Origin of the sequence: Brevibacillus fulvus (genome assembly GCF_016908525.1) — a bacterium.
GTDB lineage: Bacteria > Bacillota > Bacilli > Brevibacillales > Brevibacillaceae > Brevibacillus_G > Brevibacillus_G fulvus.
The window spans coordinates 99876-125859 of sequence record NZ_JAFBEB010000003.1 but is presented as its reverse complement, the minus strand read 5'-3'; the positions used below and the strand labels follow the sequence as shown (position 1 = coordinate 125859).

Sequence of the window (25984 nt, the reverse complement as noted above, 5' to 3'; positions counted from 1 at the left end):
CCACTTCCTATTTTCCGAGAATTTTATTGATTTGTTCCCGCAGCTCCCGGTAACCTTCAAACTTGTCGTAAACAACTTCCGTTTTCGCTTTGAACAAATTGACGTCAACCTCATGTACCTCCACGCCTTGCTCGATCATCTTCTGTTCAAAATCGTTCAACGATTCTTCCGTCTTTTTGGAAGCTTCGTCGCCAGCTTTCAGCGCCTCCTCTTTCACAATTTTCTGATATTCCTCCGGAAGTTGAGTCATCCATTTGTCGCTGGCGATAATGCCGGTCAACAATTGAAAGTGTTTTGTTTTGGAGATATGCTTGATCACTTCATACAATTTCGCTCCATAGGTGGCGGGATGCTGGGCTTCCGCTCCGTCAATTACTCCTTGCTGGATCGCGGGGTATACTTCCGACCAGGCCATACCGGTAGGACTGGCTCCAAGCGCTTTAATCGTCTCCAGCCAAATCGGAGCACCCGGTGTGCGCAATCGGACTCCTTGCAAATCTTCCGGTTTTAAAATCGGCTTATTCGTCAAAATATGCCGGTCTCCCTGATACCAGTTGAAGGACAGCACTTGCACGCCGTGATTTTTTTGCAGTTCTGCTTCCCACCCTTTAAACAAGTCGGACATTACCACTTGGCGGGCTTCCGCGTAACTGTCCACAATATACGGCGCGGTCAAAATCCCCATCTGCGGCACCATTTCCGCCAGGCGGCCCGAATCGACCAAAACCGCTACGTTGGCCCCTACTTTCGCTTGTTCGATAATATCCTTGTCTTCTCCGAGCGAACCGCTGCCATAGATTTCAATCTTTACCTTTCCATTGGTCCGCTCTTCCACCGCCTTTTGGAAGGATTGCAATCCCTGATAAATCGGATCGGTTTCCGTAAGTGCTGTTCCTACTTTCAAGGTGTAAACCTGTCCATCGCCATTCGCTGTATCACCTGCTGCCCCGCCGCCGGCCGCCTGCTGCCCGCAGCCTGCAGAGAACGCCAGCAAACAAGCCAGCAGCAATCCACAAACCGTTTTTTTCATCTTTATCCCCCTCGCTTTTTTAGAAATGCGGCTGTTGTTTCAACAATCCGCCGTTATTTAAGCGCTTTCATTTCCGTCTGGGAAAAGGCAGCCCGATTGCTGCACACTCCCTGGGCCTATTTGAAGTATTCGGGATACGCTTTTTTCAAATCTTCCTGTTCGGAAATGACCAGCGTTAAATGCTCCTTCATCACTCGGTCCGCCTTCTCCTGATCTTTTTCTTTGATCGCGTTGAGAATCTCGCGATGTTGCTGCAAAATGGTATCCCAATTGTAATTGGCAGCCAATCGCAAGATACGAATCCGATTCAGGTGAACATTGGTTTGCTGAATCACCGACCATACCCTGCTCTTGCCGCACCCTCTGGCAATTGTGGCGTGAAAATCCTCATCCAATGCAAACAGCTTCGTATAGTTCTTGTCTTGGACGCAAAGCTGTTGGGTAAGCAGATTGGACTCCAATTCCAGCAAGCTTTCGGAATCGATCTTTTCACACGCAAGAACGACCGTTGCCCGCTCCAAATGTTCGCGAATAAAACGGGCTTCTTCGACTTGGCCGAGATCGATCAGCGAAACAAACGTACCTTTCTGCGGATAAATCTCCAACAGTTCTTCCTGGGCCAGTTTGACAAAAGCTTCTCTCACGGGCGTTCGGCTTACTTCCAACCGGGCTGAAATGTCTTTTTCAGAAATATTTAAGCCGGGCCGCATTTGCAAACTCATAATATTTTCGCGCAACAATTGATAAATATGATCGCGGATCGAATTGCCGGGTCTTTTGTTCAGTTCAAAGTTCACGTATCTCTCGCCCCCCTTACCCACATGTTACCATATTAGTATACTTGTATGGTAGTATACATTCTTGATATTTTCCAACAATTCATGCCATTCTTCGACAATTTGCTGCTATGAAACCAAAAATAAACAAAGAAGCTGCGTGCCGAAATTGTCCGCAACTCCTTTGTTTGGCTTGCCTTCCAAAAATTTAATCAACGCTGCTGTTCAACTTGTCGAAGTATGGCTGTAATTGTTTGAGGATTTGTTCGTATTTTTCCCGATCGGCAGCGTTCAGACGCTCTGGATGCAAGTTCCCGTGTATATCGGCGATTTGCACGTTGTAATACGCCATATCTTTCAACAATAACATGAATTCGGCAAACTCTTTTGCGCTCAATGTTGACTTTGCTTGCTGCAGTTTGGATTCAAGATGGTCGTACTCCCTTTGCGTTGCCCCGAGATGCTTGATGGCATCCAAGGAGCCATAGAGTTGGTCGGCCAGATAAGCGTAGGCAAAGGCTCCCGTCGGAATCAGGAAAACCGCTGCCAATACGCCTGCCGCCAGCTGTCGTTTCCAGCTTCCTCTTTTCCGTTTGCCCATTGCCCGGCTCACGATTTTTTCTTTCCATTCCTCCGGCGGTTGCAAAGTTTGCGCATCTTCTTGCAAGGCGACGCGAAGTTGCTCTTCAAAATTCATGTTGACTCTCCACCTTTCCCCAATACTCCCGCGTACTCCCTTTTTTCTGCCGCAGCTTTGTCAAGGCCGCGTTGATCCGCGACTTGACCGTCCCAACCGGAATTTCGAGAATTTTGGCAATCTCCTCCTGCGTATATTGATTGAGATAATGCAGGATCAGCACTTGTTTCAATTTGAACGACAGCCGTTCAATTTCCCGCAGCAGCGGTTGGCTTGCCAGTTGATTCACCACACCTTCGGAAAAATCCGGTTCCGTCTCGCTTGGCGGGTGCAGCAAACTTTTATGGAGCAGCCGAATCCGCAGCCATTTTCTTCGGCGATGGGCGCTCACCTGCCGGATTACGATCCCCATCAGCCAAGCGCGCGCCGAGCGGGTTTGATCAAACCGGTTCAGCGATTTGTGCAACTCCAGATATATCTCCTGAATCACATCCTCCAGATCGGCTTTGTCTTCCAGCAAGTAATGGACTGTCTTGTAGACCGTGTCAATCGTTTGTTCATAAAGCTCCGCAAAAGCGTCACGGTTTCCCTCAGCCGCCAAGCTGATCAGTTGATTCAGTTCATGTGAATGATGATGCATCCTCACTCCCCCTCCAGTCATACACTGTATATTGGCTGAAAACGGGGAGACCGTTCGATTTTTTTCAATGCTTGCCCCCAAAAAAACAGAGCGAACCTTGAAAGGCTCGCCCTCTTGTCTGGCCGTTCTCCGCTATTTGCTATTTGCCCGTCAGGCTGTTTTCTTTTGATGCTACAGCTTCGTCATCCTTAAGCAGGCCATAAATCTGCAAATCAACGATGCCTTGGCCTGTCCAGAACGTTGCCTGCCGCAGCGTCCCCTCGTGCCGAAACCCGTTTGCCAGCAACACTTTCCGGGAGGCTTCATTCGCGGGCATGACTTCCGCCTGAATCCGGTTGGCCTGCGCTTCCTTCATCAGGAAGTCGACCGCCACTTGCACCGCTTCACGGGCTATTCCGCGTCCCCAATACGCTTCCGCCAAAAAGTAGCCGATTGTCACCATCTCGACCTTTGGCTGAAAATCAAACGCCTCCATAATGCCGACCAGCTTCTCCCGTTCCTGTTTGAGCAGAATCCCCCACTTGATTCGCGATTGTTTCCGGTAATCCCGGTCAAAATGGCCGATCATTTTTTTCACGGTTTGTTTGTTATGTTTCGGGATAATTCCGCAGTACGCAAAAACTTTGTCATTGCTGTAAATGTCATAGAGATCGTCAAGATGTCGTTCATCAATCCGTTCCAGCAGCAGCCGATCCGATTCCAGTCTAGGGAATTGTGCAAAAACAGCGTTCATATCCATTTGCCAAAAACCTCTCTTTTCGGCAAGAAGCCGTCAGACACGGTTGTTACTCGATTGCTGCCGTATTACACTGATCTATTGGTCTTCTTCCTCTAGTATCCGGTAATGAGTTATTTTCTCCTCAATGCTTCGCAAATTTTGCTGCAGCATGTCGATCTGAAGCACGATTTGGGCTTGATGCGCCTCCAGCATAGCTCGTCTGGCTGAAACAGTCGCTTTCCCCTGACTGCGCAAGTCGGAAAAGCGCTTCATCTCGCGGATCGGCATGCCCGTAGCGCGCAGGCGGAGCAAAAACGCGAGCCATGCCAGATCGGCCTGTTCATAGAGCCGGTAGCCGTGCTCATCGCGGGCAATGGCGTCAAGCAGCCCGATTTTTTCGTAGTAACGCAGCGTATGGACGGTCAATCCGGTAATGGTTGAAATTTGCTGAATCGTGTATCGATTTTCCATATCTTTCATTCTACCACAGAAAAAAACATTTGCATTAGAGCGCGCTCGAAACGATAAGATTTTTGACAGGTACGAAAAACCGCTTAACTTTGAGGAGGATAACGATGAGTACAGACAGTTACAAACGCGGCTGGGACAAGCTGATGGAAGTCGACGGGGAAGGAGGGCAGCGGGTCATTGACTCGTTGAAAGAGATCGCTCCCGATCTGGGACGCTACATAGTGGAATTTGCCTTTGGCGAGATTTACTGCCGAGACGGTTTGAACATCAAGCAACGCCAGTTGGTGACGATCGCTTCGCTAACCACCCAGGGTGGCTGTGAACCGCAGCTTCATGTGCATATCAATGCCGCATTGAATGTCGGACTGTCGGCGCGGGAAATTATCGAAGCGATTACCCACTGCATCCCCTACACCGGCTTTCCGCGTGTGCTGAATGCGGTGTTTGTCGCGAAGCGTGTGTTTCAGGAACGACAGGTGGAGGTGGCCGGTTAGAAAAAGACAGTCGTTATCGTGGCAACGCCGCTTTACTGACGTCTGAACAGCCATTTTTTGGCCGTATCGCTCTCCCTTTATTCCAAACCGACCATATGCCAAAACGCGGACACACCGGGGAAAAGGCGGCAACCCGTCTCGCTGCGCTTGCCAGCCATGTCAGCGTTGCCTCGGCGCTTTGCCTCCACCCCGGCGGATTGTTTTGGCATACTATCTTGCTGCTACCAGCGGTTTGCCAAGCGGGAGGATGAAATGTATCCGCCAGTTTTCTCCTGGTTCCCCGCCAGTCTGCCTATCGCGCGAGCACCGCTTCCTTTACCACTCGGCAATCGTCCCATCGGCATGCCGCCAGACGGGATTTTTCCAGTTGTGCCCAAGCTCGCTCATCTTTTTGACCTGCTCCTCGTCAATGGCAATCCCGAGGCCGGGGCCTTGGGGAATCTGCACCATACCATTCTCGTAGGCAAACACGTTCGGTTCCTCCAGGTAATCCAATAAATCGCTCCCTTTATTATAATGAATGCCCAGGCTCTGCTCCTGAATGACGGCATTGTGCGCTGTTGCGTCCACTTGCAGTGCCGAAGCCAAGGCAATCGGCCCCAACGGGCAGTGAAAAGCGATGGCCACATCGTAAGCTTCGGCCATGGCGGCGATTTTTTTGCACTCTGTAATGCCGCCGGCGTGGGACAAATCGGGCTGTAAAATATCAACATACCCGTCCGCCAGCACTTTTTTAAAATCCCAGCGCGAATACATGCGCTCGCCGGTCGCAATCGGGATCGTCGTATGGCGGGCAATCTCCTTCAACGCTTCGTTGTTCTCGGGCAAGACCGGTTCCTCGATAAACATCGGGCGCAACGGCTCCAGTTCTTTGGCCAACACTTTCGCCATCGGCTTGTGCACGCGGCCATGAAAATCGATGCCAATGCCGACCTGACTCCCTACCGCTTCCCGGACGGCTGCCACTCGCGACAGCACTGCTTCCACTTTGGCCAAACTGTCGATATACTGCAGTTCTTCGGTGGCATTCATTTTGACGGCGGTAAAACCGTTGGCAACCGCTGCTTTCGCCGCCGCGCCCACGTCTGCGGGACGATCGCCGCCAATCCATGTATACACTTTGATCGAATCGCGACAAGCTCCGCCCAACAGTTGATATATCGGCGCTTGATAATACTGGCCTTTGATGTCCCAAAGCGCCTGGTCGATCCCCGCAATCGCGCTCATCAAAATCGGGCCGCCCCGATAAAAACCGGAGCGGTACAATGTCTGCCAATGGTCTTCAATCCGCAGCGGGTCCTTGCCGAGCAAATAGCTGCCCAGTTCCTTGACGGCCGCCTGCACCGTCTCGGCTCTGCCTTCCACGATCGGCTCTCCCCAGCCGCAGATCCCCTCATCGGTTTCGAGTTTTAAAAATAGCCAGCGCGGCGGCACTTGATAAAGTTTGAACGCGGTGAGTTTCACCTCGCACGTTCTCCTTCCATCCCGGACGGCAAAGCGACAGTGGAGGTTTGTTCGCTGCAAAAGCTGTTGGTCAACGTGCCCAAACCTTCAATTTCCACTTCCACGACATCTCCGGGCGACAGCCAACGTTGTTGTTCCGGCGCTTGCCCCATGATGACGCCCTCGGGTGTACCGGTCATAATCAGATCTCCTGGCTGCAAAGTCATGTATTGGGACAAATAAGCAACAATTTCTGCACAAGAAAAAATCATATCGGCGGTATTGGAATCTTGCCGCACTTCCTGATTGACCCGCGTCATGATGCGCAACCGGTTCGGATCGGGGATTTCTTCCTTGCTGACCAAATAAGGCCCGATCGGGCAAAATCCGTCAGATGTTTTGCCGAGCAGCCATTGACTGGATTTAAACTGCAAATCTCTCGCGGAAACGTCATTTCCCGCGCAATACCCGTACACATAGGAGAGCGCCTCTTCTTTGGCGACGTTCTTCGCCTGTTTTTGCATGACGATCACAAGCTCTGCCTCATAATCAACCTGCCGGGCCAGCGTCGGGATGACAATCGGCTGTTGATGGGCGGACAAAGCATTGTGAAACTTGCTGAAAACGATCGGCTCCTGAGGAATCGCCATGTTCGATTCTTCAGCGTGTTTCCGATAGTTCAGGCCGATGCAGAGAATTTTTTCCGGCTGATCGACGCAAGGCCCAAACACCAGCTCCTCTTCCCGATAAAAAAAGTCCGCATCTTCCGTCTCCAATGCCGTCTGAATCAGCCCTTGCAACGCTTGCCGCTCCTGTTCATCTGCCGCTATCAACCTTTTGGTGCTGGCCGGCGCCAACGAATACCGGGAATAGCGCTGCATCGCCCGCTCCACATCAAGAATGCCCCGCTCGGTTTTGATGCCCAGCCTGGTTTGTTGATCTTTGATAAAAGTGACCGATCTCAAATTGATTCCCTCCATAATTTTGCGAATTTTGCGATAGCTAAAGTATAGCATGGATCAGAAAGTAGGACCAATGCGCCAGAGACCGAAATCGTGCTGCCGCAAAATTTCCGATTTCGTTTTTTTGCCCAGACAGGTCAAGACAATCTCATCGATAATCCGCTGCCCGACTTCTTCCACTGTTTCGGTTCCTTCGATGATCGTGCCGGCATTGATATCGATGTTTTCGCGCATTCGTTCAAATATCGCCGTATTGGTCGCGATTTTCAGAACAGGCGCGATCGGAGAACCGGTTGGTGTTCCGCGCCCTGTTGTAAAAAGAACCAACTGGGCGCCGCCGGCAACCATGCCCGTCAATTGCTCGATATCATGTCCGGGCGTATCCATCCAGACAAGTCCCTTCTTTGTCGGCCGTTCCGCATAATTGACCAGTTGCTGCAAAGGGCGGCTTCCCGCTTTTGCCGCCGCCCCCAGCGATTTTTCTTCCAGGGTGGTCAACCCGCCTTTCATATTGCCCGGACTCGGATTGCCGGTACGAATGTCCACCCCCATCTGAAATGCGCGATTTTCCATGGCCTGGATCACTTCATAGACCCTCTTCGCCACCTGGTCATCGGCCGCTCGCTGCGCCAGCAGATGCTCCGCACCGATCAGCTCTGTCGTTTCCGCCAAAATGGCCGTCCCGCCGAGATCGACGATTTTGTCGCTGACTGCTCCCACAGCGGGATTGGCCGACAGTCCCGAACAGGCGTCAGAACCGCCGCATTCTGTGCCGATGATCAATTCGTCGAAGCGAAACGGAACCCTCTGTTGCGCCGAGGCATCCTGCACCATTTGCGCCGCGATTTTCGCCCCTTCGGCAATCGCCGACAACGTGCCGCCATAATCTTGAATCGAGACGACTTCGACCGGTTTGCCCGCCTTTTTCAGTTCGCCGGCCACGCTGCGCGCCTGATGGGTTTCACAGCCGAGTCCCAGCACCACGACACCGTACACATTGGGGTTTTTGCCCAATCCGACATACGTGCGAAACGTTTGTTCATAATCGACCCCTACCTGAGCGCAGCCATGCTGGTGAATAAAGGTGACAGTGCCATCGACCAGCTCCGTAATCCTTTGTGCCGTCTGCGTCGCGCACGTGATCGTCGGCAAGATCAGCACATGATTGCGAATCCCGATTTGTCCGTCAGGGCGCCGATAGCCCATGAGCGGTTCCATTTTCTCTGCGGCCAATTTTATCCCCCCTGCCTCTTTTCCCTTCGACATTGTGCACATGCACATGCTCACCGACGGCAATATCCCGGGAAGCCATGCCGATCACTTCACCGTACTTGCGAACATCGTCTCCCTTGCGCATCGGCACGACGGCAAATTTATGGCCAAACTCAATCGAATCTTTCAGGACAATCTGGAACATCCGTTCCTGGAAAAAAACGGAGACAACGCTTCCCTTTTCCAGCTTTCGCAAAGCGACAGCCACCGAATCCGCCGCTTTTAGCATGAGCGCTTGCTTGCGGCTATCCATCCGCTTCCTCCTTCCGCTCAGTTGGCCGAACCGCATCGTTTGCCTAGGACTGGCTTTCCACCGGATTGCGCAGCAAGCCGATCCCGGGTATTTCGATTTCGACGCGATCGCCGGACTGTAAGGTAAACTCATTCGGCGGGACAATGCAGGTGCCGGTCAACAGCACAGTCCCCGGAAAAACAATGTTTTCTTTTACGAGATAGGCAACGAGTTCATCCAACGTGCGTTTCAGCTGACTTACCGGCGCTTGCTCGGCAAAGGCGAGTTTCTCCTCGCGATAAATGCGGCAAACGATTTGAAAATCGTAGGCCGACGTCACCGTTTCCGCCAAGCGAATCGCCGGGCCGATCGCACACGAATGCTTCCAGATTTTCGCTTGCGGCAGATACAGCGGATTCTCCCCTTCTATATCGCGGCAGCTCATGTCATTGCCGATTGTATAGCCAAGGATGGTCCCATCCCCGTCGAGAACCAGCCCCAGCTCCGGTTCCGGGATTTGCCAGCGGGAATCACTCCGTAAATAGACAGGCACCTCTGGCCCAACCGTTCGTTCAGCCGTCGATTTTAAAAACAGCTCCGGTCGTGTTGCCTCGTATACTTTGTCGTAAAAAGTGGCAACATCCAATTTGCCGCTGGTCGCCTCATAGTTGCGCGCTTCCTTGCTTCTTTCATAAGTCACTCCGCACGCCCAGACTTCCTTCGCTTCAATCGGCACCAGCAACGTCAACTCATCCAGGCTGTTTCGGACAGCGGCCGCCGCAAAATGCTCCTCGACTATCGCCAGCGGTGTTTTCCCCAGCCTTTTCGCCCGCTCGACCAGCCCAAGGAAATCGACATCGGGCAGATCGCAGACTTCCTGCCGATCATTTACTGCCGCCAGCCGAGGTTGTTTCTCCTTGTTGAGATACCGGATTACTCGCATAATTTCCCCCATTTCCGTTTGAAATGATAAAACCGTGTTTGCTTATGCCGCAATGCGCATGCTGTCCTACGCTTGATTGCCCATCTGTCGGGAGACGTTTCGCCCCAATTCCTTCAAGTGGACAATCATGTCAGGTAACTCGGTTTTGGCGCGCGGCGCAGGCATGGACAGGCTGATCGCCGCGATCACTTCATCTTTGTAGTCCCAGACCGGAACGGCGATGCAAACGACGCCAGGCTCGTTTTCTTCTTGATCCACGGCATAGCCTTGCTGTTTCACTTTGCGCAGTTCACGGCGAAAAGCGGCTTCGTTGGCAATCGTATTTTCCGTCTGTTTGATATAGCGATAGTTTTTTAAAATCTCGTTTAATTCCGCTTCCGCTTTAAAAGCGAGCAGCGCCTTGCCGACACCGGTCGAGTGCAATGGCACGCGCTTGCCAATCCGCGAGTAGACAATCGTCGCGGAAGTTCCCTGCACTTTGTCAATATAAACGCCTTCCTGCCCGCTTAAGACGACCAGATGGAGCGTATGCCCCGTTTTCACCGACAATTCCTGCAAATGTTTTTTGGCGATTGCCTGAATATCCAGGCTGTTGATCACCGTATTGCCTCGTTCAAACAGCTTCAGGCCCAAGCGATATTTGCCGGTGTCCCGATTCTGTTCGATATACTGATACTTTTGCAACGTTTTCAGCAATGAGTGGACCGTGCTTTTATTCAGCCCCAGTTCGCTGCTGATCTCCGTAATTTTCAGTTCGGATCTATGTTCGTCAAAAAGGTTTAAAATTTGTAATGCCCGCTCGACAGATTGGATGATTGGCATCGAATTCATTCCTTTGGACGTTGGCTTCGGCAAAACAAGCCGTTTTGTGAACTGGCATCAGCTGTCCGAATTGCGCTTTGCCGGCAAGACGGGCACGGCCAAATCGGCTGCCCCCGTTTCCGATGTTTTCAAATGCGGCGCATATCTTTGGATCATATCCAATCCCAGTTTGGCTCTGCGCACCCGTTCTTTGCTGAGCGAAACAGCCACCGCCTCGAGATGCGTTCCGGAGGGATAAAGATTGGGGGCATTGCGCAGCCCGAATTTAATATAAACGGGTGCCGCCACCCGAATAATTTCGGGTATCTCGTAATGGCGAATAAACCCTCCCATGTCATCCGGCACTTCCACATAAATATCGAGCGGCAGATCGACAGCTTGCCGGATTGTCGCCAAACGGGCGAGCGTCAGATCGCTCGGGACATTATACGTGCCCGCTCCTATCTGTTCCAGCAAGCGAATGGAGACAGGATTGGCATGGGCCATCTGGACGGAAATTTTCACGACCAGATCCGGCGGCAGTTCGCCTCGCCGCTTGCCCTCGTTGACCAGCCAGAGCAATCCTTCATCCGCGACCAATATACTGCGAATCCCCGCCTGGCACGCCCGTTTGATATCTTCGAGCGCGTAGACAAGCTGGTCGATTCCCGCACTGCGCAAACCGGCCACTTTGCCGCCGCTTGCCCATTGCATCGCATTGATATCCCATGTTCCCCGCGGCCCGACGAACAAACTCACTTCCAGCTGCTCGCTGCGGCCCATGTCCGCCATCGCCCGCAGCTCCTCATCGGTCAACAGCATGATGCCGCTTCCTTGCGAAATGCGGTGAATCTGTACCCCGTATTGCGCGCACGCTTCCATGACCGCCGCAAAGCAGGCCGGGCCTTCCACGCTGGGAATTTCCACGCGGTACTGCGCGCCATCGGGAAACGTTTTGGTCGAAGTGGGCAACTCGGCGCAATCCCGATCCGGAAAGCCCAACTCCCGCAGCAATTTTCTCGACTGTTCCATTTCGTCACTCCCCCTCGGGCGATTTGTCCGGATACACCACTGCTGTCCGATAATCCAGCACCGCTTCCTCATAAATCGGAATCGGCACAACCCCGTTGGCGGCATCGGTATGACCGTAAATCCGGTTGCTGGCGGCAACATCGCGTTGGCGTCGTTTCATCGCGGACAGCCGTTGTTCCGCGAGCGCCTTTCGCGCCGCCTTTACCGCGGCAAATTCGCAGACGAGCTCGCCCCGGCGAAAAGCTTGCTCATCCAAAAGGTGAATCTCGCCCTTGCGCAGTCGCAGATGGAGCAAATCGCCCGTCTGCAAATACAAAATTCCTCCTCCTTCGATCGCTTCAGGCGTCATGTGTCCGATCGCCGCTCCATACGTAACTCCGGAGTAACGGCCGTCGCTGATCACGGTCACCAACCGTTTCAACTGGCGATTGGCATTGATATGCTGCATCGGGGTGAACATCTCCGGCATCCCGTACGCAACAGGACCTTGCCCGGCAATCACCACGGCGACTTTTAATATTTCTTTGGCCAGCATCGCTTCAAACAGCTGTTCATACTCTAGCGCGTGCAAACTGGCATACTCCTGCGGGCAATTACACCGGACCATGCTCTGCAAATGCGCGTACGGAAAAACCTGCGCTCGCTTCAGCCTATCGATCAGATCGGCGTCCAGCAGCGAGTCATTGGCCGCATGCTCGTTTTCGAAGTAAAGGACAAAAGCGACCTTTTCATCAAATTGCTCCAGTTGATGGGTCGGCATGCCGCTGATCTTCACCACGGCTGTTTCAAAGAAGTTGCCGGTGAGCACGTCGACACCGCTGAAGCTGCGGCGCGGTTTGGCCAAAATGATCGGGTTATGCCGGACATTCTCGGCAGAAAGGGAGCGCCGATCGGCCAGCCGCTGCCGCCATGTCGTCCCGGTCACGGTTGGGGCGTCCACGTCCATCGGCACTCCGTTTTCCAGCAGTTCGTAAAACAATGTCTCCATGCCTCTGCTTGTGCCGGAACAGCATTGGCTCGCCAGGGCAAATATATCGCGGCCTTCTGTCAGACTGTAATCAAACAGATCGGGAATCGGATACTGATGGTGAATTTCGTCCAAGTCGTGCAGGCTGAATTTGTACCCTCCGTACAGCATCGCCGCGACGAGATGCATCACCAGATTGGTCGAGCCGCCCGATGCGCTGTGAATGCGCACGGCATTGCGGATATTGGCCGCAACCAGATTGGCCACGCCGTAGACCGGATCATTGATCATCGTCGCCAAACAATCCAAAGCTGCCTGTACTTGCTCTGCTGTCGGCGGAGCGGTGAGCAGTTCCAGGCGGGGATGAATCAGTCCCAAACCGGCCACCAGATGGCGCGAACTATTCCCCGTCCCGTTGAAGGCACAGACTCCGCCTTTTCCGTCACAGGTGGCAACGGCCAAGCGTTTTTCCAGCGCTTTTTGCTTCGCCTTGCTGATAATGCCTCGTTCAACCGCCCGGGTTAATACTCCTTGGAAAGCGGTATTGGACGTGCATTGCAAAATATAGGCCATGGCGTCGCGCACATCATAGGCGATATCGGTTTCTCCGCCTGCTTCTGCCTGCTTTGCCACTTCTTCCAGCTCCTGATACACCTCGGCCGGAATGGTGCCTCCCTGCAGCACATGGGCCGGAGCAAACGTGGCAAAAAAGGGCGCTTCCCCTCTCATGCGCCGGACACGGTCGACATGGGCCAACGCACTGACGACCCCTAACGGCTGCTTGTCGCAACCTTGAATGACAAACGCTCCGTGATAGCTGTGCGCCTCCAGCTGGTTGACGACCATTTGCGCCACGGCATTGCGACTTTGCAAGGAATAACTCATGCCCTGATTGCTCTGTGCCGTCCCGTCGCACATCACCGGGGTGGAAAAGGAAAAAGGAACGCCGCCGTTTTTCCAAATATGCAATGCCGCGTACGCCGACGTCTGGTAGTCCATGATGTGGGCGGGATGATCGGCAGAACCGCCGATGATCGCAATGCGCGGCGCATTCTCCTCCAACCGGTTGTAAATTTCCTCCAGCGTCCAATCGGGCGTGCCGACGGGATAGTGGGACTGCACAATTTGCTTGGCCCTGTCCAGCAATCCCGCCACCGTAATCGGCTCGTTTGCTTTTCCTTGAACGTTGTCCCGATAAGGGTTGACGCGACTGTCGATGCGCGGATAGATCATCAGCTCACTCCCTTTTTTTCAACCAACTTTTTTAAGTTCAGTCGATGACGCGGATTTGCGGATGCTGCCGCGCTTCCGCCAGCAGGCTTTCCGAAATCCAAATTTCCTTAAGCTCCAAAGTATTGCGGATACGAATCATCCGCGCCTTGGCCAAATCGGTCGCATTGCACGTTTTGATCGCGGCCTTGATCGCCAGCTCTTCCGTTTCCAAAAACATCGGGATGCGCACCGTATTGACGACGGTGCTGGTCAGCGCATTGGCATAGCCCTGTGCCAAATCCATCTGTTCAAACACTTTTTTCGTCGTCACATCAGCCAAGCCGATCCCATTGGCGTTGCCGCCGGTCTTGTCGGTGAGCCGCAGCACGACGACACGTGTCGCCTGAACCCCGCCGCTGGCGTACGGAGTAGCAAAGCGACCGGTAATATTCGGGTCCATCCCGTCGCCGGAAATATCTTTGCCAATCTCCTCGACGACCAGCACATCGAGCGGGTCCAGCAATATTCTCGGCATCAGCCGTTTCGCTTCCGCCAGCAGCGTCGGTTCGTCCTCATGCAGCCTTTCCGCCGGGATCGCAACGATTTTGGCCGGTCGGTCATGGGCGTTTTCGATCGTAGCCAACCCGAATATAATCGGCGCTTTTTGCAGCGCGATCCTGGCCATCGCCGGCACATGCTCAGCCATATGTTTAAAGCCAAACGAATGAGCAGCCTCCGCGCCTTTCTGCTTGCCCAGGCCGATGGTGATCATTTTCAGCAAGCCGCTCTCCACCGGTCCGCGAAATGCGGTATGCGGTTTGACCCGATTGATCACGATGACTTTGTCAGCCTGATAGGCATACCGATCGAAATAAACCGGCAAACCGTTGGGCAGTTCCCCCACTTTGACCACTTCCATACTGGAGCGAATCGGCGCCCCGACAAAAGACTCGGTGACGCCCAAATGCTCCAATACGCTGCGCTGCCCCTCGGCAGTCGCCCCGCCATGACTGCCCATCGCCGGCACGATGAACGGCGCGCCTCCTGCCGCCTTGACCAACGCAACCACTTCCCTGGCGATCAGCGGAATGTCCGCCACCCCGCGGCTGCCAACGGCGATCGCCACCTGATCCCCCGCCTGTATCCTGCCGAGCACACCCGCTTGCCCGACGGCTTCGCGTACGGCGAGCGGAACATCGGCGATTTCCGGTACGGGAAAATGCTGCTCCGCCTTGAACATCTTCGGAACGGGGACGTCCTGAAGCAATTGTCTGATCACTTCCACGCGATGTCCTCCTTGTTATTGCTTGCGAATTTCCGCCAGCTGTTGATTCAGCTGATCCACCAAATCGCGGCCAAATTGCTCCGAGTATTTGTCGATCACCGGCTGAATCACCTGCTTGATCCGTTCTTTTTCCGCATCGCTCAACTCATTGACTTTCATCCCTTCTTTGGTCAAAGCGTCAAGCGCTTCCTGATCGGCTTTCCGGCTCAATTCCCGCTGATATTTGCCGGCCTCGATGGAAGCTTCGCGGATGATCGTCTGTTCTTCCGGCGTCAGCTGATCCCAGAACGATTTGCTGATGAGGAAAGCAAACGGGGTATAAACGTGGCGGGTCATCGAAAGATAATCCTGCACTTCGTAATATTTGTTGGATAAAATCGTGGCGAGCGGGTTTTCCTGGCCATCGACCGTCTTCCCTTCCAAAGCGGTAAACACTTCGGAAAATGCCATTGGCGTCGGATTGGCCCCCAGCGCTTGAAAAGCGTCCAGGTGAACTTCATTTTGCATCGTGCGAATTTTTAAGCCCTGAAAGTCTTCCAGCTTGGCTACGGGATGCTGGTTGTTTGTCAGGTTGCGGAACCCGTTTTCCCAGTAGGAGAGGCCGACCAGATTGTGCTCGGGCAATTTTTCCAGAATTTTTTGTCCAATCGGACCGTCAAGTATCGCGTCCGCTTCCTCTCCGCTGTTGAACAGGAATGGAAAATCGAAAATGCCAAACTCTTTGACCGTACCGACAAGCGGCGAAGTAGAAGGAACAGTCACCTCCAATGTCCCTGCCTTCAGCGCTTCCGTCATCTGCTGATCGTCTCCCAGTTGGGCGGCAAAATAGGTCTCCACTTTGATTTTCCCGCCGGTTTTTTGCTCGACAATTTCTTTGAACTTCAAGAGCCCCTGCCCTTCCGGATGGTCTTCGTTCAAGCCGATTCCCGCCTTGATCACCCGCTGCGTTGCTGCCTGCCCAGCGGTTGCGTCATTGCCCCCGGCGCCGGTCGCTCCGTCTGATCCGTTGGCACCGCCGCACGCCGCCAATATCAACAGGCTCATGCCGGCCAGTGTGAGCGAGATCGTTTGCCATGCTTTCCTCATTTGTGTTCCCCCTTTATTTTGCTTTGTGTTCATGGACATCCGCTTGCGATTGGCTTCGGACTTGTTTGTTCACCAGGTACACAGGAGCGCGTTGCTCCAGCAGCACATCCCGGATGCTCTGCGCCGCTTTTGTGCGCATCTCTTGTTCCGCTTCTTCCGAATACCAGGCAACATGCGGTGTGAGGATCACGTTATCCATGGCCAGGAGCGGGTTTTGCCGATCAATCGGCTCTTGCTCGACGACATCGAGCGCCGCCCCGGCAATTTGCTGTTCGCGCAGCGCATCGATCAAAGCGATTTCGTCAATGACCGGACCTCTGGATGTATTAACAATTAACGCTTCCCGTTTCATCAGCTGAAATTGTTCGCGCCCGATCAGCCCGCGTGTTTCATCGGTCAATGGAGCGTGGACGGAAAGCACATCCGCCCGCCGGCACAATTCCGCCAGCGATACAAGCTCAACCCCATGCTCCCGGGCGGCGTCGGGCTGACAATACGGATCATAGGCAATTACCTGCAGGCCAAGCGGCTTGGCTTTCTCCGCCAGCGCACGCGGGATGTTGCCAAACCCGACCAGTCCGAGCGTCCGTCCTCGCAAGCGATAAATCGGGCGCGTCGCTTTAAAATCCCAACGGCCGCCGCGAATTTCCTGATGGGCGACAACGATTTTCCGCAACCAGCTCAACATCAGCGCCAACGCATGATCAGCCACCTCATCGCGGCAGTAGTCGGGCACATTGGCCACATAAATGCCTTTGTCCGTTGCCGCTTGCAAATCGATCGTATTGACGCCGACTCCGTAGCGAGCGATCACCTGGCAACGCTCCAACCGCTCGATCACCTTGCGGGTTATCGGAGCGTACTGGTTGAGCAACGCGTCCGCATCGTGCGCCGCCCGAATCACTTCTTCCTCTGTCGTGCATTGCGCTTCAACCAGTTCAAACTGGCTGGCCGGCAATACTTCGCGCTCATACTGCAATGTTTCAAACTCATAATCGGTCACGACCACTTTCCATTTGCGCAATCAAGCCCACCCCTTCGCAAACGTTTTCAATTCCTGTCTTACGTAAACCATTCAATCGGCACCAGGACCAAGGACGGGAACAAAACCAGCAGAATCAAAATGACAAGATGAATCAACAAGAAGGGCCAAATTCCTTTGACAAGGGTTATAATATCAATCTTGCTGATGCCGCAGCCGACGTAAAGCACAGTTCCGACGGGGGGCGTAATCAAGCCGATGCAAAGGTTGATCACCATCAAAATGCCGAAGTAAACCGGATCGATTCCCGCCAGCTTTACGATCGGCATAAGCACAGGCGTGAAAATCAAAATCGCCGGGGTGCTGTCCATCACCAAACCGATTGCCAGCAACAGCACCATGATCAGAATCAGCAAAAGTTTTGGCTGTTCGATCAACGGACCGAGCAGATTGGCCATATCAGCCGGCACCTGCGCCACGGTGATCAGCCAGGCCGAGACCATCGCGGCCGCCGCAACCAGCATGACGACACTCGTTGTTTTGGCGGCAGTGACGAGCACTTCGTAAAAATCAGCCAGCTTCAATTCGCGATAAAGAAACAGGCCGACAAGAATGGCGTAAAAAACAGCGACCACCGATGCCTCCGTCGGCGTAAAAATCCCGCCGCGAATTCCGCCGATGATAATGACCGGCAGCAGCAATGCCCAAATCGTATCCTTCGCCAGACGGAGAATTTCCCTGACACTTTTTCTTGGCGGCAGCTCGCTTTTATCTTTTCGCGCAATAAATGTCCAGACGATTGCCAAGCCCAAGCCCATGAACAACCCCGGCACGATCCCGCCCATAAACAGCTTGGTGATAGAAACGCCGCTGACGACGCCAAAGATGATCATCGGAATGCTTGGCGGAATCACGGGCGCAATGATTCCCGCCGCGGCAATCAGTCCGGTCGACTGCGCTTTGTCATAGCCTTTGGTGATCATCATCGGAATGAGGATGGCGCCGAGCGCCGCCGTGTCCGCGACCGCTGAGCCCGACAAGCCGGCAAACAGCACGCTGGCGATAATCGCCACATACCCCAGACCGCCGCGGATATGGCCGACCAACGACATGGCAAAGGCTACCACCCGTTTGGAGATACCGCCGGCATTCATCAGTTCGCCCGCCAGGATAAAGAACGGAATCGCCATCAGCGCAAAGTTGTTGGCGCCGTTGATCAAGTTTTGCGCGATAATCTGGCTGTCAAAACTCCCCAGCATCACCATCAGGGCGACCGCGCTGATCATCAGGGAAAAAGCAATCGGCACTCCCAGCGAAAGCGCGCCAAACAAAGAAACGAGAAACACACCTAACGCCATTTTCCTCCCTCCTATCCGTTTTGCACTTTGCCCGATTGGTCAGGCAACGCGTCGCTTGCTTGATTCCGGGAACCTTCGGCGGAATCGGTCGTTTTTTTGTTCCGCAAAACCGCAATCACATTGGCAATCACAATCAGGCCCATCGCGACGCTGGTGACCACGCCGATCCCGTAGACGAAGCCCATCGGCAGCTTGGTTGCCGGCGCCAAACTTTCCATGTTCAGAATGCTCATCTTCAGACTTCCGGTCATAATCAGCCACAACACATACAAAACGAGCAAATTTTGAATGACGTAGACGACTTTTTTCAGCCGCGGCGGCAAAAGGTTGGTCACCAGATCCATGCCGAGGTGCATCTTGTCTTTCAAAGCGGCAATCGCCCCTAAAAAAACCAGCCAGACAAACAGAAATCTCGACATTTCTTCGGACCAGGTGATGCCGGAATTGAAGGCGTAGCGCAGCACCACGTTGCCAAACACCAGCAAGGCCATAAACGACAAACATAAAGCAATGCAAAAATTCAGCACACGGTTGGCGTATTGGACCACTTTTTTCAGCATGCTTCTCCTCCTTTCTCTATTTCTCCGCTCTGATTCGTTTCACGAGATCTTCCGCCCATGGATACGTTTGATAATAACGTTGATATAATGGCTCGACGGCCTGCTCCATTTGCCGAAGGAAATCTTCACTGGGCGTGATGAATTTGATCCCCTTCTCCATGAGAAATTGCTTATCCGCCTCATAGCTTTTTTGCATCAGTTCCCACTCGTAATCAGCAGACGCTTTGGCCGCTTTTTCGATAATGCTGCGTTGCTGCCCGGTGAGGCTGTTCCAGAGATTGCTGTTGATCAAATAAAGATTCGGACTAAACATATGGTTGGATTCCAACACGTAGCTTTGCACTTCATACCAGCCGGACGCCCGCAAAGTCGCGATCGGATTGTCCTGGCCATCGACCACTTTTTGTTCCAGCGCGGTAAATACTTCCGAGATCGGCATCGGCGTAACCGTCATCCCGAGCGCCTTGCCCAAGTCGAGATAATGCTCGATGTTTGGCATACGCATCCGCAAGCCTTGGAAATCCGCCATCGACTGCAAAGCGTCGCGGCTGGAAAACATGCGAAAGCCGTTTGCGCTCCAGGCCAAAGCGTGCACGCCGTGCTTGCTTTCCAGTTCTGCCAGCATTTCTTCACCGAGCGGTCCATTCAAGACTTTTTTGGCATGTTCATAATCCCGAAACAGAAACGGCCATTCCGGAACGCCCAATTTTTCGATCGAAGACTGCATGATCATGCCGGGAATGCCCATTTCAATCGTCCCGTTGCGGACGCCGTCATAAAACTCCTGTTCAGCGCCCAACTGACTGTTGTCGTAAATTTCGACCTGCAAAGCCCCGTTCGATTCTTGCTCCACCATCGGCTTGAATTTTTCCCGCAGTGCCACGTTCTGCGGATGATCGGTGGCAAAATAATTGGCAATCTTCAGTGTGCGGGTCGCCCCGGAATCCGGCTTGACGCTTGCGCTATTCTGCTGACCGCATCCGGCAACGATCATCGTGATCGCGAGCGCTATGGAACCAATCGCAGCCCAACTTTTTTTCATCGTCACCCTTCTTTCCGTTTTACATTGTCAAACCGAGTTTCGGATCATGCCGAAAAGTTACCGACCGATTGTAAGCGCATACATTTCGAGGTGTTTGATATGCTCAAACCATGTTTTCGCTTTCCGCCAAACGTGATGCCAGTTCGCGTACAGACAGCTGTTGAACCGCGGCCAACCGAATCTGGAAATATACTTCCGCGAGCGGAAGCTGGCAGGTCAGGGCGATTTTTTTGGCCTCTTCATATTCGGGTGCGATTTGGTAAATCTTCTCTGCGTCATAAGCAACTTTGACCAACACATCTCCGTAGACGGTCGCTACCCGCTGAAAGCAGCGTCGCAGCGCAATTCTGCTCCATTCCGCCCTTCTTACCCCAAAGGTCGTCGTCTCGCTAAACAAGAGTTGCTCCAACTGACTGCTTCGATCCGGCGTGGTTAAGACCGTAATCAACACACCGGGGCGGCTTTTCTTCATCACGACCGGCGTATAATACACATCCAGCGCCCCTTCGGCCAAAAGCCTTTCCAGCAAATATCCGTAGCTTTCTCCCGTCATGTCGTCAATTTGGCATTCGAGCACCACCACCCTTTCCCGCTTGATCCGGTGCTGGTCTTGCAACAAAATCGCCCGCAATACATTGGGATGGGCAAAATGTTTTTTTCCCGCACCGTATCCGATCTTTTTCATCGTCAAGGCCGGCATGGGGCCAAACTCGCTTGCCAACGCTTTGACAAACCCTGCCCCGGTTGGTGTCGTCAGTTCGCCTTCTACATCAAATGCAAGCAGCGGCACTCCTGTTAACAATTCTGCGGTAGCCGGCGCCGGAATGGGATAGAGCCCGTGGGCCATCCTGACTTTTCCGTGACCGGTCGGCACAGGGGAGCAGATGATCTGATCAATTTGCAAATCTTCCAGCGCCAGACAACTGCCAATAATGTCGATAATCGAGTCCATCGCCCCGACTTCGTGAAAATGGACATCTTGCGCGGCAATCCCGTGAATTTTCCCTTCCGCCTGCGCAATCACCTCAAAAATCGCTTTGCTGCGCTGTTTTACGCGGGAAGGGAGATCAGACTGTTCAATCATGGCGATGATCGAGGAGGCGCGACGATGCGGGTGATGATGGTGGGAATGTTCATGGTCGTGGCTGTGGTGGTGGTGATGGTGGTGGTGGTGGTGATCGTGCGCATGATGTTGTGCAGCGCAATCGGGTGTGTCTTCAAATCTGATCGTGAGTTGTTTGGCCATGATCCCGCTTTTGTTCACGTCTTGCAGTTCAAGGCGAAACGGATCGATTGGCAGCGCTCTCAACTGTTCCGTAATATAATTCGCGTCCGCTCCCAAATCGAGCAGGGCGGACAAGGTCATGTCACCGGAGATGCCGGATTGGCAGTCCAGGTAAAGCACATTCATGTTTCCGCCCCCTCTGCTGCCAGCCGTAAAATTAAGGCAGCCTGGCAAGCTGCGCCATAGCCATTGTCGATATTGACGACACTCATGCCCGATGCGCAGGAACTGAGCATCGCCAGCAGCGGAGTGATGCCAGCGAAGTGGGCGCCATAGCCAACCGAGGTCGGTACAGCGATCACCGGGCGTTTGACCATTCCGGCGACCACACTGGCCAGAGCCCCTTCCATCCCGGCGACGACAATCAACACGCTTGCTTGCTGAATCGCCTCCTTGTGGGCCAACAGCCGATCAAGTCCGGCGACGCCAACATCGTACAACCGGTCGACACGGCAGCCCATCCACTCCAAGGTCAAAACTGCTTCTTCGGCCACTGGCAGATCGGACGTTCCCGCACAAACCACCAGCACTTTGCCAAACTTGACCGGATCGGCAACGCCATAGGTCAGGATTCGCGCGACCGCATCATATTTGGCCGCCGGAAAAACGTCCAGCAGCTCTTCCGCTTTATCCGCGGACAGTCTGGTGATCATAGCTTTGCCATGGGCGTAAAGAAGTCTGGACATAATCTCAATCATCTGTTCTACCGTTTTGTTTTCACCATAGATCACTTCCGGATAACCAGTCCGTTTTTCCCGATCAAAATCGACTTTGCAGAAGCCCAAATCTTCAAACTTTTCCATAAAACCTCCTGCTAACCGCTTGGTAAAAGAACGCGGTAAATTAGGTCGCCCTCGTCTCCCTGCGCAGCAACTGGTTCATGCTCCCGCTTTGGTAACCGAAAAGATCAAGCGTGACGTAGAGATAGCCTATTTGCCGCAATTGCTGATACACCTGTTGATGCCGCTCCAGCAAAATCGGCAGATCTGCCGGTTCCACTTCAATTCGCGCCAACTCCTGATGCGTACGGACGCGCACTTGACGGATTCCCAGCGAACGGATAAACCGTTCCGCTTGATCTACCCGATTCAACTTCTCGAGCGTAATTTGTTCGCCATAGGCGATGCGGGAAGACAAACAGGCCAGGGAAGGTTTGTTCCAGGTCGGCAACCCGAGCGCTTGCGACAATTCGCGAATCTCGCTTTTATACAAGTTAGCTTCCTGCAGCGGACCGCGTACCCCCAATTCCGCAGCGGCGCGGGTCCCGGGCCGGTGTTCGCCCAGATCATCGGCAATCAGGCCGAAGGCGATATTGTGATAGCCATGCGCTTTCAGCAACGGGAGCAAGTTTTCAAACAAATTTTTTTTGCAAAAATAGCAGCGATCACGCGTATTCTCCGTGTAGCCGGGGATTTGCAGTTCTGACGTTTGGATCACTTCATGGCGAATCCCGATCATTTGCGCCAATCGGCGCGCTTCTGCCAATTCTTCCCGCGGATACGTCTCCGAATCGGCGGTAACAGCCAGCACGTTCTCCTTGCCGAGCACGTCTGCTGCGATTTTCAATAAGAAGGTGCTGTCCACTCCGCCGGAGAAAGCGACGATCACTTTTTCCATGCCTTTCAAGATTTCCGCTAACTTTTCCAGTTTTTCCTCGATCATATTTCCCCCCCTCTATACTGATATGTGGCTGTCGAAAACTTATCACCGGAAGATGAGAAAGCGTTTGCACGACTTTTTAACTTCCGGGAAGACCGGCTGGTGTAACGTCGAACTGCCTTTCAAGAGGAGCAAAGCGGCACGCTTGCGCAGTCGCCAAAAAAAGGTCAACCAGCATTAACTACCGGTTGACCTTAACGTTTCGTGCCCGTCCGCTTGTTCGATGTCTTTGCGAGGCAATCCCCATGGGGAAGGTCCCCTCAGGGATGTTTCCGACGAGCTTTGCGCACACTGCGGAGTCCCGCAGTTCCTCTCTCTGTCCGCCCGGAATGCTCCATGTGTCTTTCTCCGGCTGGCGATTGCGCCAGACCAACAAAATCTCCGCGCGCTCGTTCACAATTACCGCTCCTACGCCGATTCTGGGAACTGCCGTGCCGATGGTCATCGTTTCCTCTCCTCCGTGCTTTTTGCAATTGTGCCGGTTTTGCATCAACCGGAACATTTCCGTTCACTTTGTGCCCGATGGTATGACTGCCTTCGTGTTATGAGGTTTGCAAGCCCGGTTTCGCTTCCCGCAGTTTCATGTTGACCAGGCAACTGAAAACGCTGACGGCGATCAAAATATAGGCAAGCACCCGGAAATGCGCGGCGCTGATCTGGTGGCTGAACACAAGCCCGAGCGCGACGGACGACAAAATCGAGCCCATGTAGCGGGAGGCTTGGAACAAGCCGGAAGTGGTGCCGATCATGCCGGGCGGTGTCAACTGTACCATCGCCGCCTGCAACGAAATGTTGCCAAGTCCGTAGCTGATTCCAACCAGAGCGAGGATACAGGCCATAACCGGGATCGATGCGCTGACAAACAGCGTCGCCAACAGGATTGCTCCGACCAGCATGCAGAGAGTTCCCGCAACCAGTGGTTTCTTGAAGCCGGAGCGGTCCACCCATCTGCCAGCGAACAGCGTAATCAGCATGGAAAAACCAGACAGAAGCAGCATCATGTACCCGCTCGCTTTCACCGTAAAGTGCAACTCGTCCTGGAAATAACTGGGCAGGCCGAAAAACAGCGCATAATTGAAAATATTCAACATAATAAACTGAACCATGACGAGTCCAAGCGACTGATTCGTTTGAAACATGCGAATATCGATAAAAGCGTGTTCCACGTTCCATTCCCGCCAAATAAAGACGCCTAGCAAAACCGCACCGCCAATTCCAGACAACGGATGCAGCTTGACCGTCAGCGACAGCAAAAACCAAACCAACAGCGCCATCCCGGCGGCAAACAGCAAGATGCCTGGAATATCCAGATCCCGCAAAACGCGCGTCAAAGGCTCTTTGTGTGAAGAGCGTTCATCCCGCGGAAAATAGATCATCCCCAATATGACACTGAGCAGCACGACCGGAAAATTAATGATAAAAATGGCGGGCCAATCTCCAAAATCGACGAGAATTCCGCCAATGGTCGGACCGAGGGCGGCGGTAGCTGACGTAAAGACAGAAATGACCGCCAAGGCGGAAGCCTGCCTTTCCCGGATATGCCCCCGCACCAGCCCCATCGCTGCCGGATAGATGGCGCTGCTGCCGACAGACTGGAGCAATCGCATAACCAGCAGCAGCATGAAGGTCGGAGCCCACGGGGCGCCGAGCGCAGAAATGGCGACAAGCAACAGGCCGCACATAAAAACGAATTTTTTGCCGAAATGATCACCGAGCTTTCCGATGATCGGCTGGGCGATCACGCTGGACAGGTAAAACGCGGAAATCAACCAGGAAACCGTCGAAAACGAGAGCTGAAAATCGGTTTGAATGCGGTTTAAGGCCAGCGAGATCATCGATGAATTTAATGGGTTGAGCATGACGCCGGTAGCGGCTGCCGTCAAAAACCAGAACCGGCTTGTTTTCCTTGCCGTCATTTCCATCCTTCCGTTTCAGCGAGAAATTGTTCCGTTGTCCGCAGTCTGCCGATCCGCGGGAAAATATATTTGCAGGAGGCTTCATGCTCTTCCGCAGTGACGGACTTCATCGCGTCGGTAATGAAATATTGCTGATAGCCAAGCTGGAACGCTTCCCTGGCCGTCATTTCCACCCCGATATTGGTGGCGATGCCCAGCAGCACGATCGTATCGATTCCTCTTCGCCGCAGCTGCAAATCGAGATCGGTACCGAAAAAAGCACCCCATTGCCGTTTGGTCACCACATAATCAGCCTCGTCAACGCCCAGCTCCGGAACGAATTCCGCCCAGTCAACTGGTCTTGCCCCTGCAGCCGCCGGTTGCTGGTCGGTGAGCGGTTTTAGCGCGTCCTTCCCATCATGGAAGTCGACCTTGACAAAAGCGATGAAGCTATTGTTTTGCCGAAAGCGCTCAACCAGCTTGACCGCTTTGGCCACGATCTCCTGTCCGCCAAAAGGATTGACAATACCTTTTTGCAAATCGATCAAAACCAATGCCGTTTTTTGAAAATCAACTGTTGTTTGGTCCATTTGGATTTCCTCCGTTTCATTTTTGGAAATGATTCAACGCAGCCTGCGGTAGCGTTCAATCGAGCGATTCAGCCTGGCGAACAGCGTGGAAAATGTCTGCAATTCCTCTTCTGTCCAGTCTTCCAGCAGTTTCCCGTAAATCTCCTGGCGCTGGGCTTTCGCCTCGTTGATCGTCGTTCTGCCCGCTTCGGTGATATGTACCTTGCTGACTCGCGCATCCGCCGGATCTGTATACCGCTCCGCCCATCCCTTCTTCTCCAGGGATGAAATTTGCCGGCTGATCGTCGAGTTATCGAGTTGAAACACGTCCGCGATCTCCCCGATTGCCGCGTCGCCCTCCTGCTCCAGCCATTTGAGCAGCAAATAAGCCGAACGATCCATGGTTGGCGGCGAGCCGGCCATCGTACGCTTAAAATCGGCTCGTCTCATCAGCATGATCACTTCATGCTCAATTTGTTCGCAGTAAAGCCGTTTTTTCTCCTCCATCCTGTTCACCCCTTGATTCAGCGTGAAGCGGTTTGCCTGGATCTGCTTGCAGTCTATCTGTATCATACAGATATTTACATGTATTGTACAGATTTCTCTGCCGCGCCCGCATTCATTGGAAAGAGT

Annotated in this window: 27 protein-coding genes and 1 pseudogene; 1 reads left to right on the top strand and 27 read right to left on the bottom strand. The window is 53.4% G+C overall.

Translation table 11 applies throughout. The features are described 5' to 3' along the window. Positions 1–7: 7 nt before the first annotated feature. The 6 genes from JOD01_RS05980 to JOD01_RS05955 form a co-directional block, all read right to left on the bottom strand. Positions 8–1030: a C4-dicarboxylate TRAP transporter substrate-binding protein gene (locus tag JOD01_RS05980; RefSeq protein ID WP_204517349.1), complete on the bottom strand. Its 1023-nt coding sequence runs from the start codon at positions 1028–1030 to the stop codon at positions 8–10. Positions 1031–1146: 116 nt separating this feature from the next. Next, positions 1147–1827, bottom strand: a complete 681-nt coding sequence (locus JOD01_RS05975) for an FCD domain-containing protein (RefSeq protein ID WP_204517348.1) — start codon at positions 1825–1827, stop codon at positions 1147–1149. Between the two features lie 187 nt (positions 1828–2014). Further along, on the bottom strand, positions 2015–2503 hold the full coding sequence (locus JOD01_RS05970) for a DUF3600 domain-containing protein (RefSeq protein WP_204517347.1): 489 nt from the start codon (positions 2501–2503) through the stop codon (positions 2015–2017). Then, positions 2493–3083 (bottom strand): sigma-70 family RNA polymerase sigma factor, encoded by a 591-nt coding sequence (locus tag JOD01_RS05965; protein ID WP_204517346.1) that lies wholly within the window; start codon positions 3081–3083, stop codon positions 2493–2495. The genes JOD01_RS05970 and JOD01_RS05965 overlap by 11 nt, the downstream gene beginning before the upstream one ends. Before the next feature lie 139 nt (positions 3084–3222). Continuing rightward, on the bottom strand, positions 3223–3822 hold the full coding sequence (locus JOD01_RS05960) for a GNAT family N-acetyltransferase (protein WP_204517345.1): 600 nt from the start codon (positions 3820–3822) through the stop codon (positions 3223–3225). A gap of 75 nt (positions 3823–3897) precedes the next feature. Next, positions 3898–4272, bottom strand: a complete 375-nt coding sequence (locus JOD01_RS05955) for a MerR family transcriptional regulator (RefSeq protein ID WP_204517344.1) — start codon at positions 4270–4272, stop codon at positions 3898–3900. Positions 4273–4376: 104 nt separating this feature from the next. Between JOD01_RS05955 and JOD01_RS05950 the strand changes: the two genes are divergently transcribed. After that, complete coding sequence (locus JOD01_RS05950; RefSeq protein ID WP_204517343.1) at positions 4377–4766, top strand: carboxymuconolactone decarboxylase family protein; 390 nt, start codon at positions 4377–4379, stop codon at positions 4764–4766. A 315-nt stretch (positions 4767–5081) separates the two neighbouring features. Here JOD01_RS05950 and dgoD read toward each other — a convergent pair whose 3' ends face one another. The 21 genes and pseudogenes from dgoD to JOD01_RS05845 all read right to left on the bottom strand — a co-directional run bounded on the left by dgoD (position 5082) and on the right by JOD01_RS05845 (position 25858). Next, positions 5082–6230, bottom strand: coding sequence for a galactonate dehydratase (gene dgoD / locus JOD01_RS05945; protein ID WP_204517342.1), 1149 nt, complete (start codon positions 6228–6230; stop codon positions 5082–5084). Next, on the bottom strand, positions 6227–7174 hold the full coding sequence (locus JOD01_RS05940; RefSeq protein ID WP_204517341.1) for a fumarylacetoacetate hydrolase family protein: 948 nt from the start codon (positions 7172–7174) through the stop codon (positions 6227–6229). The genes dgoD and JOD01_RS05940 overlap by 4 nt, the downstream gene beginning before the upstream one ends. Before the next feature lie 54 nt (positions 7175–7228). Beyond that, on the bottom strand, positions 7229–8389 hold the full coding sequence (locus JOD01_RS05935; protein ID WP_239565270.1) for a UxaA family hydrolase: 1161 nt from the start codon (positions 8387–8389) through the stop codon (positions 7229–7231). Continuing rightward, entirely contained in the window at positions 8358–8696 is a 339-nt protein-coding gene (locus tag JOD01_RS05930; RefSeq protein WP_204517340.1) for a UxaA family hydrolase, read from the bottom strand. Before JOD01_RS05930 ends, JOD01_RS05935 begins: the two co-directional genes overlap by 32 nt. Positions 8697–8739: 43 nt before the next feature. Further along, complete coding sequence (locus tag JOD01_RS05925) at positions 8740–9618, bottom strand: fumarylacetoacetate hydrolase family protein (RefSeq protein WP_204517339.1); 879 nt, start codon at positions 9616–9618, stop codon at positions 8740–8742. A 66-nt stretch (positions 9619–9684) separates the two neighbouring features. After that, positions 9685–10440 carry an IclR family transcriptional regulator gene (locus JOD01_RS05920; RefSeq protein WP_204517338.1) on the bottom strand — a complete coding sequence of 252 codons (756 nt, stop codon included), beginning with the start codon at positions 10438–10440 and terminating at the stop codon, positions 9685–9687. Between the two features lie 57 nt (positions 10441–10497). Then, complete coding sequence (locus JOD01_RS05915; protein WP_204517337.1) at positions 10498–11451, bottom strand: U32 family peptidase; 954 nt, start codon at positions 11449–11451, stop codon at positions 10498–10500. A 4-nt stretch (positions 11452–11455) separates the two neighbouring features. After that, positions 11456–13651, bottom strand: a complete 2196-nt coding sequence (locus JOD01_RS05910) for a dihydroxy-acid dehydratase domain-containing protein (RefSeq protein ID WP_204517336.1) — start codon at positions 13649–13651, stop codon at positions 11456–11458. A gap of 37 nt (positions 13652–13688) precedes the next feature. Then, on the bottom strand, positions 13689–14915 hold the full coding sequence (locus JOD01_RS05905) for a nickel pincer cofactor-dependent isomerase, group 22 (protein WP_204517335.1): 1227 nt from the start codon (positions 14913–14915) through the stop codon (positions 13689–13691). Between the two features lie 15 nt (positions 14916–14930). Then, positions 14931–16001 carry a TRAP transporter substrate-binding protein gene (locus tag JOD01_RS05900; protein WP_204517334.1) on the bottom strand — a complete coding sequence of 357 codons (1071 nt, stop codon included), beginning with the start codon at positions 15999–16001 and terminating at the stop codon, positions 14931–14933. A gap of 13 nt (positions 16002–16014) precedes the next feature. Further along, positions 16015–17025, bottom strand: a complete 1011-nt coding sequence (locus JOD01_RS05895) for a C-terminal binding protein (RefSeq protein ID WP_204517333.1) — start codon at positions 17023–17025, stop codon at positions 16015–16017. Positions 17026–17063: 38 nt separating this feature from the next. Then, positions 17064–18341 carry a TRAP transporter large permease gene (locus JOD01_RS05890; protein ID WP_204517332.1) on the bottom strand — a complete coding sequence of 426 codons (1278 nt, stop codon included), beginning with the start codon at positions 18339–18341 and terminating at the stop codon, positions 17064–17066. An 11-nt stretch (positions 18342–18352) separates the two neighbouring features. Continuing rightward, positions 18353–18901 (bottom strand): TRAP transporter small permease, encoded by a 549-nt coding sequence (locus JOD01_RS05885; protein WP_204517331.1) that lies wholly within the window; start codon positions 18899–18901, stop codon positions 18353–18355. 16 nt (positions 18902–18917) lie between these two features. Further along, positions 18918–19943 (bottom strand): TRAP transporter substrate-binding protein, encoded by a 1026-nt coding sequence (locus JOD01_RS05880; protein WP_204517330.1) that lies wholly within the window; start codon positions 19941–19943, stop codon positions 18918–18920. Positions 19944–20046: 103 nt separating this feature from the next. Then, the gene (larC, locus tag JOD01_RS05875; RefSeq protein WP_204517329.1) at positions 20047–21354 is read right to left on the bottom strand and encodes a nickel pincer cofactor biosynthesis protein LarC; all 1308 of its coding nucleotides are present in this window, start codon (positions 21352–21354) and stop codon (positions 20047–20049) included. Further along, entirely contained in the window at positions 21351–22031 is a 681-nt protein-coding gene (gene larB, locus JOD01_RS05870; RefSeq protein ID WP_204517328.1) for a nickel pincer cofactor biosynthesis protein LarB, read from the bottom strand. The genes larC and larB overlap by 4 nt, the downstream gene beginning before the upstream one ends. A gap of 40 nt (positions 22032–22071) precedes the next feature. After that, positions 22072–22890: an ATP-dependent sacrificial sulfur transferase LarE gene (larE, locus tag JOD01_RS05865; protein ID WP_204517327.1), complete on the bottom strand. Its 819-nt coding sequence runs from the start codon at positions 22888–22890 to the stop codon at positions 22072–22074. A gap of 286 nt (positions 22891–23176) precedes the next feature. Continuing rightward, positions 23177–23332 (bottom strand): annotated as a pseudogene (locus JOD01_RS19615) (NUDIX domain-containing protein); the annotation flags it as partial. Between the two features lie 97 nt (positions 23333–23429). Beyond that, positions 23430–24803: an MFS transporter gene (locus JOD01_RS05855; protein WP_204517325.1), complete on the bottom strand. Its 1374-nt coding sequence runs from the start codon at positions 24801–24803 to the stop codon at positions 23430–23432. Further along, on the bottom strand, positions 24800–25372 hold the full coding sequence (locus tag JOD01_RS05850) for an isochorismatase family protein (RefSeq protein ID WP_204517324.1): 573 nt from the start codon (positions 25370–25372) through the stop codon (positions 24800–24802). Before JOD01_RS05850 ends, JOD01_RS05855 begins: the two co-directional genes overlap by 4 nt. A gap of 33 nt (positions 25373–25405) precedes the next feature. Next, the gene (locus JOD01_RS05845) at positions 25406–25858 is read right to left on the bottom strand and encodes a MarR family winged helix-turn-helix transcriptional regulator (RefSeq protein WP_204517323.1); all 453 of its coding nucleotides are present in this window, start codon (positions 25856–25858) and stop codon (positions 25406–25408) included. Positions 25859–25984 lie beyond the last annotated feature (126 nt).

Bases quoted from the DNA above. Each gene is read 5' to 3' on its own strand.
- JOD01_RS05980 (WP_204517349.1), bottom strand. From the start codon at position 1,030: ATGAAAAAAACGGTTTGTGGATTGCTGCTGGCTTGTTTGCTGGCGTTC.
- JOD01_RS05970 (WP_204517347.1), bottom strand. From the start codon at position 2,503: ATGAATTTTGAAGAGCAACTTCGCGTCGCCTTGCAAGAAGATGCGCAA.
- JOD01_RS05965 (WP_204517346.1), bottom strand. From the start codon at position 3,083: ATGCATCATCATTCACATGAACTGAATCAACTGATCAGCTTGGCGGCT.
- JOD01_RS05960 (WP_204517345.1), bottom strand. From the start codon at position 3,822: ATGGATATGAACGCTGTTTTTGCACAATTCCCTAGACTGGAATCGGAT.
- JOD01_RS05955 (WP_204517344.1), bottom strand. From the start codon at position 4,272: ATGGAAAATCGATACACGATTCAGCAAATTTCAACCATTACCGGATTG.
- JOD01_RS05950 (WP_204517343.1), top strand. From the start codon at position 4,377: ATGAGTACAGACAGTTACAAACGCGGCTGGGACAAGCTGATGGAAGTC.
- JOD01_RS05935 (WP_239565270.1), bottom strand. From the start codon at position 8,389: ATGGAACCGCTCATGGGCTATCGGCGCCCTGACGGACAAATCGGGATT.
- JOD01_RS05930 (WP_204517340.1), bottom strand. From the start codon at position 8,696: ATGGATAGCCGCAAGCAAGCGCTCATGCTAAAAGCGGCGGATTCGGTG.
- JOD01_RS05925 (WP_204517339.1), bottom strand. From the start codon at position 9,618: ATGCGAGTAATCCGGTATCTCAACAAGGAGAAACAACCTCGGCTGGCG.
- JOD01_RS05920 (WP_204517338.1), bottom strand. From the start codon at position 10,440: ATGCCAATCATCCAATCTGTCGAGCGGGCATTACAAATTTTAAACCTT.
- JOD01_RS05915 (WP_204517337.1), bottom strand. From the start codon at position 11,451: ATGGAACAGTCGAGAAAATTGCTGCGGGAGTTGGGCTTTCCGGATCGG.
- JOD01_RS05910 (WP_204517336.1), bottom strand. From the start codon at position 13,651: ATGATCTATCCGCGCATCGACAGTCGCGTCAACCCTTATCGGGACAAC.
- JOD01_RS05900 (WP_204517334.1), bottom strand. From the start codon at position 16,001: ATGAGGAAAGCATGGCAAACGATCTCGCTCACACTGGCCGGCATGAGC.
- JOD01_RS05890 (WP_204517332.1), bottom strand. From the start codon at position 18,341: ATGGCGTTAGGTGTGTTTCTCGTTTCTTTGTTTGGCGCGCTTTCGCTG.
- JOD01_RS05885 (WP_204517331.1), bottom strand. From the start codon at position 18,901: ATGCTGAAAAAAGTGGTCCAATACGCCAACCGTGTGCTGAATTTTTGC.
- JOD01_RS05880 (WP_204517330.1), bottom strand. From the start codon at position 19,943: ATGAAAAAAAGTTGGGCTGCGATTGGTTCCATAGCGCTCGCGATCACG.
- larC (WP_204517329.1), bottom strand. From the start codon at position 21,354: ATGAATGTGCTTTACCTGGACTGCCAATCCGGCATCTCCGGTGACATG.
- larB (WP_204517328.1), bottom strand. From the start codon at position 22,031: ATGGAAAAGTTTGAAGATTTGGGCTTCTGCAAAGTCGATTTTGATCGG.
- larE (WP_204517327.1), bottom strand. From the start codon at position 22,890: ATGATCGAGGAAAAACTGGAAAAGTTAGCGGAAATCTTGAAAGGCATG.
- JOD01_RS05855 (WP_204517325.1), bottom strand. From the start codon at position 24,803: ATGACGGCAAGGAAAACAAGCCGGTTCTGGTTTTTGACGGCAGCCGCT.
- JOD01_RS05850 (WP_204517324.1), bottom strand. From the start codon at position 25,372: ATGGACCAAACAACAGTTGATTTTCAAAAAACGGCATTGGTTTTGATC.
- JOD01_RS05845 (WP_204517323.1), bottom strand. From the start codon at position 25,858: ATGGAGGAGAAAAAACGGCTTTACTGCGAACAAATTGAGCATGAAGTG.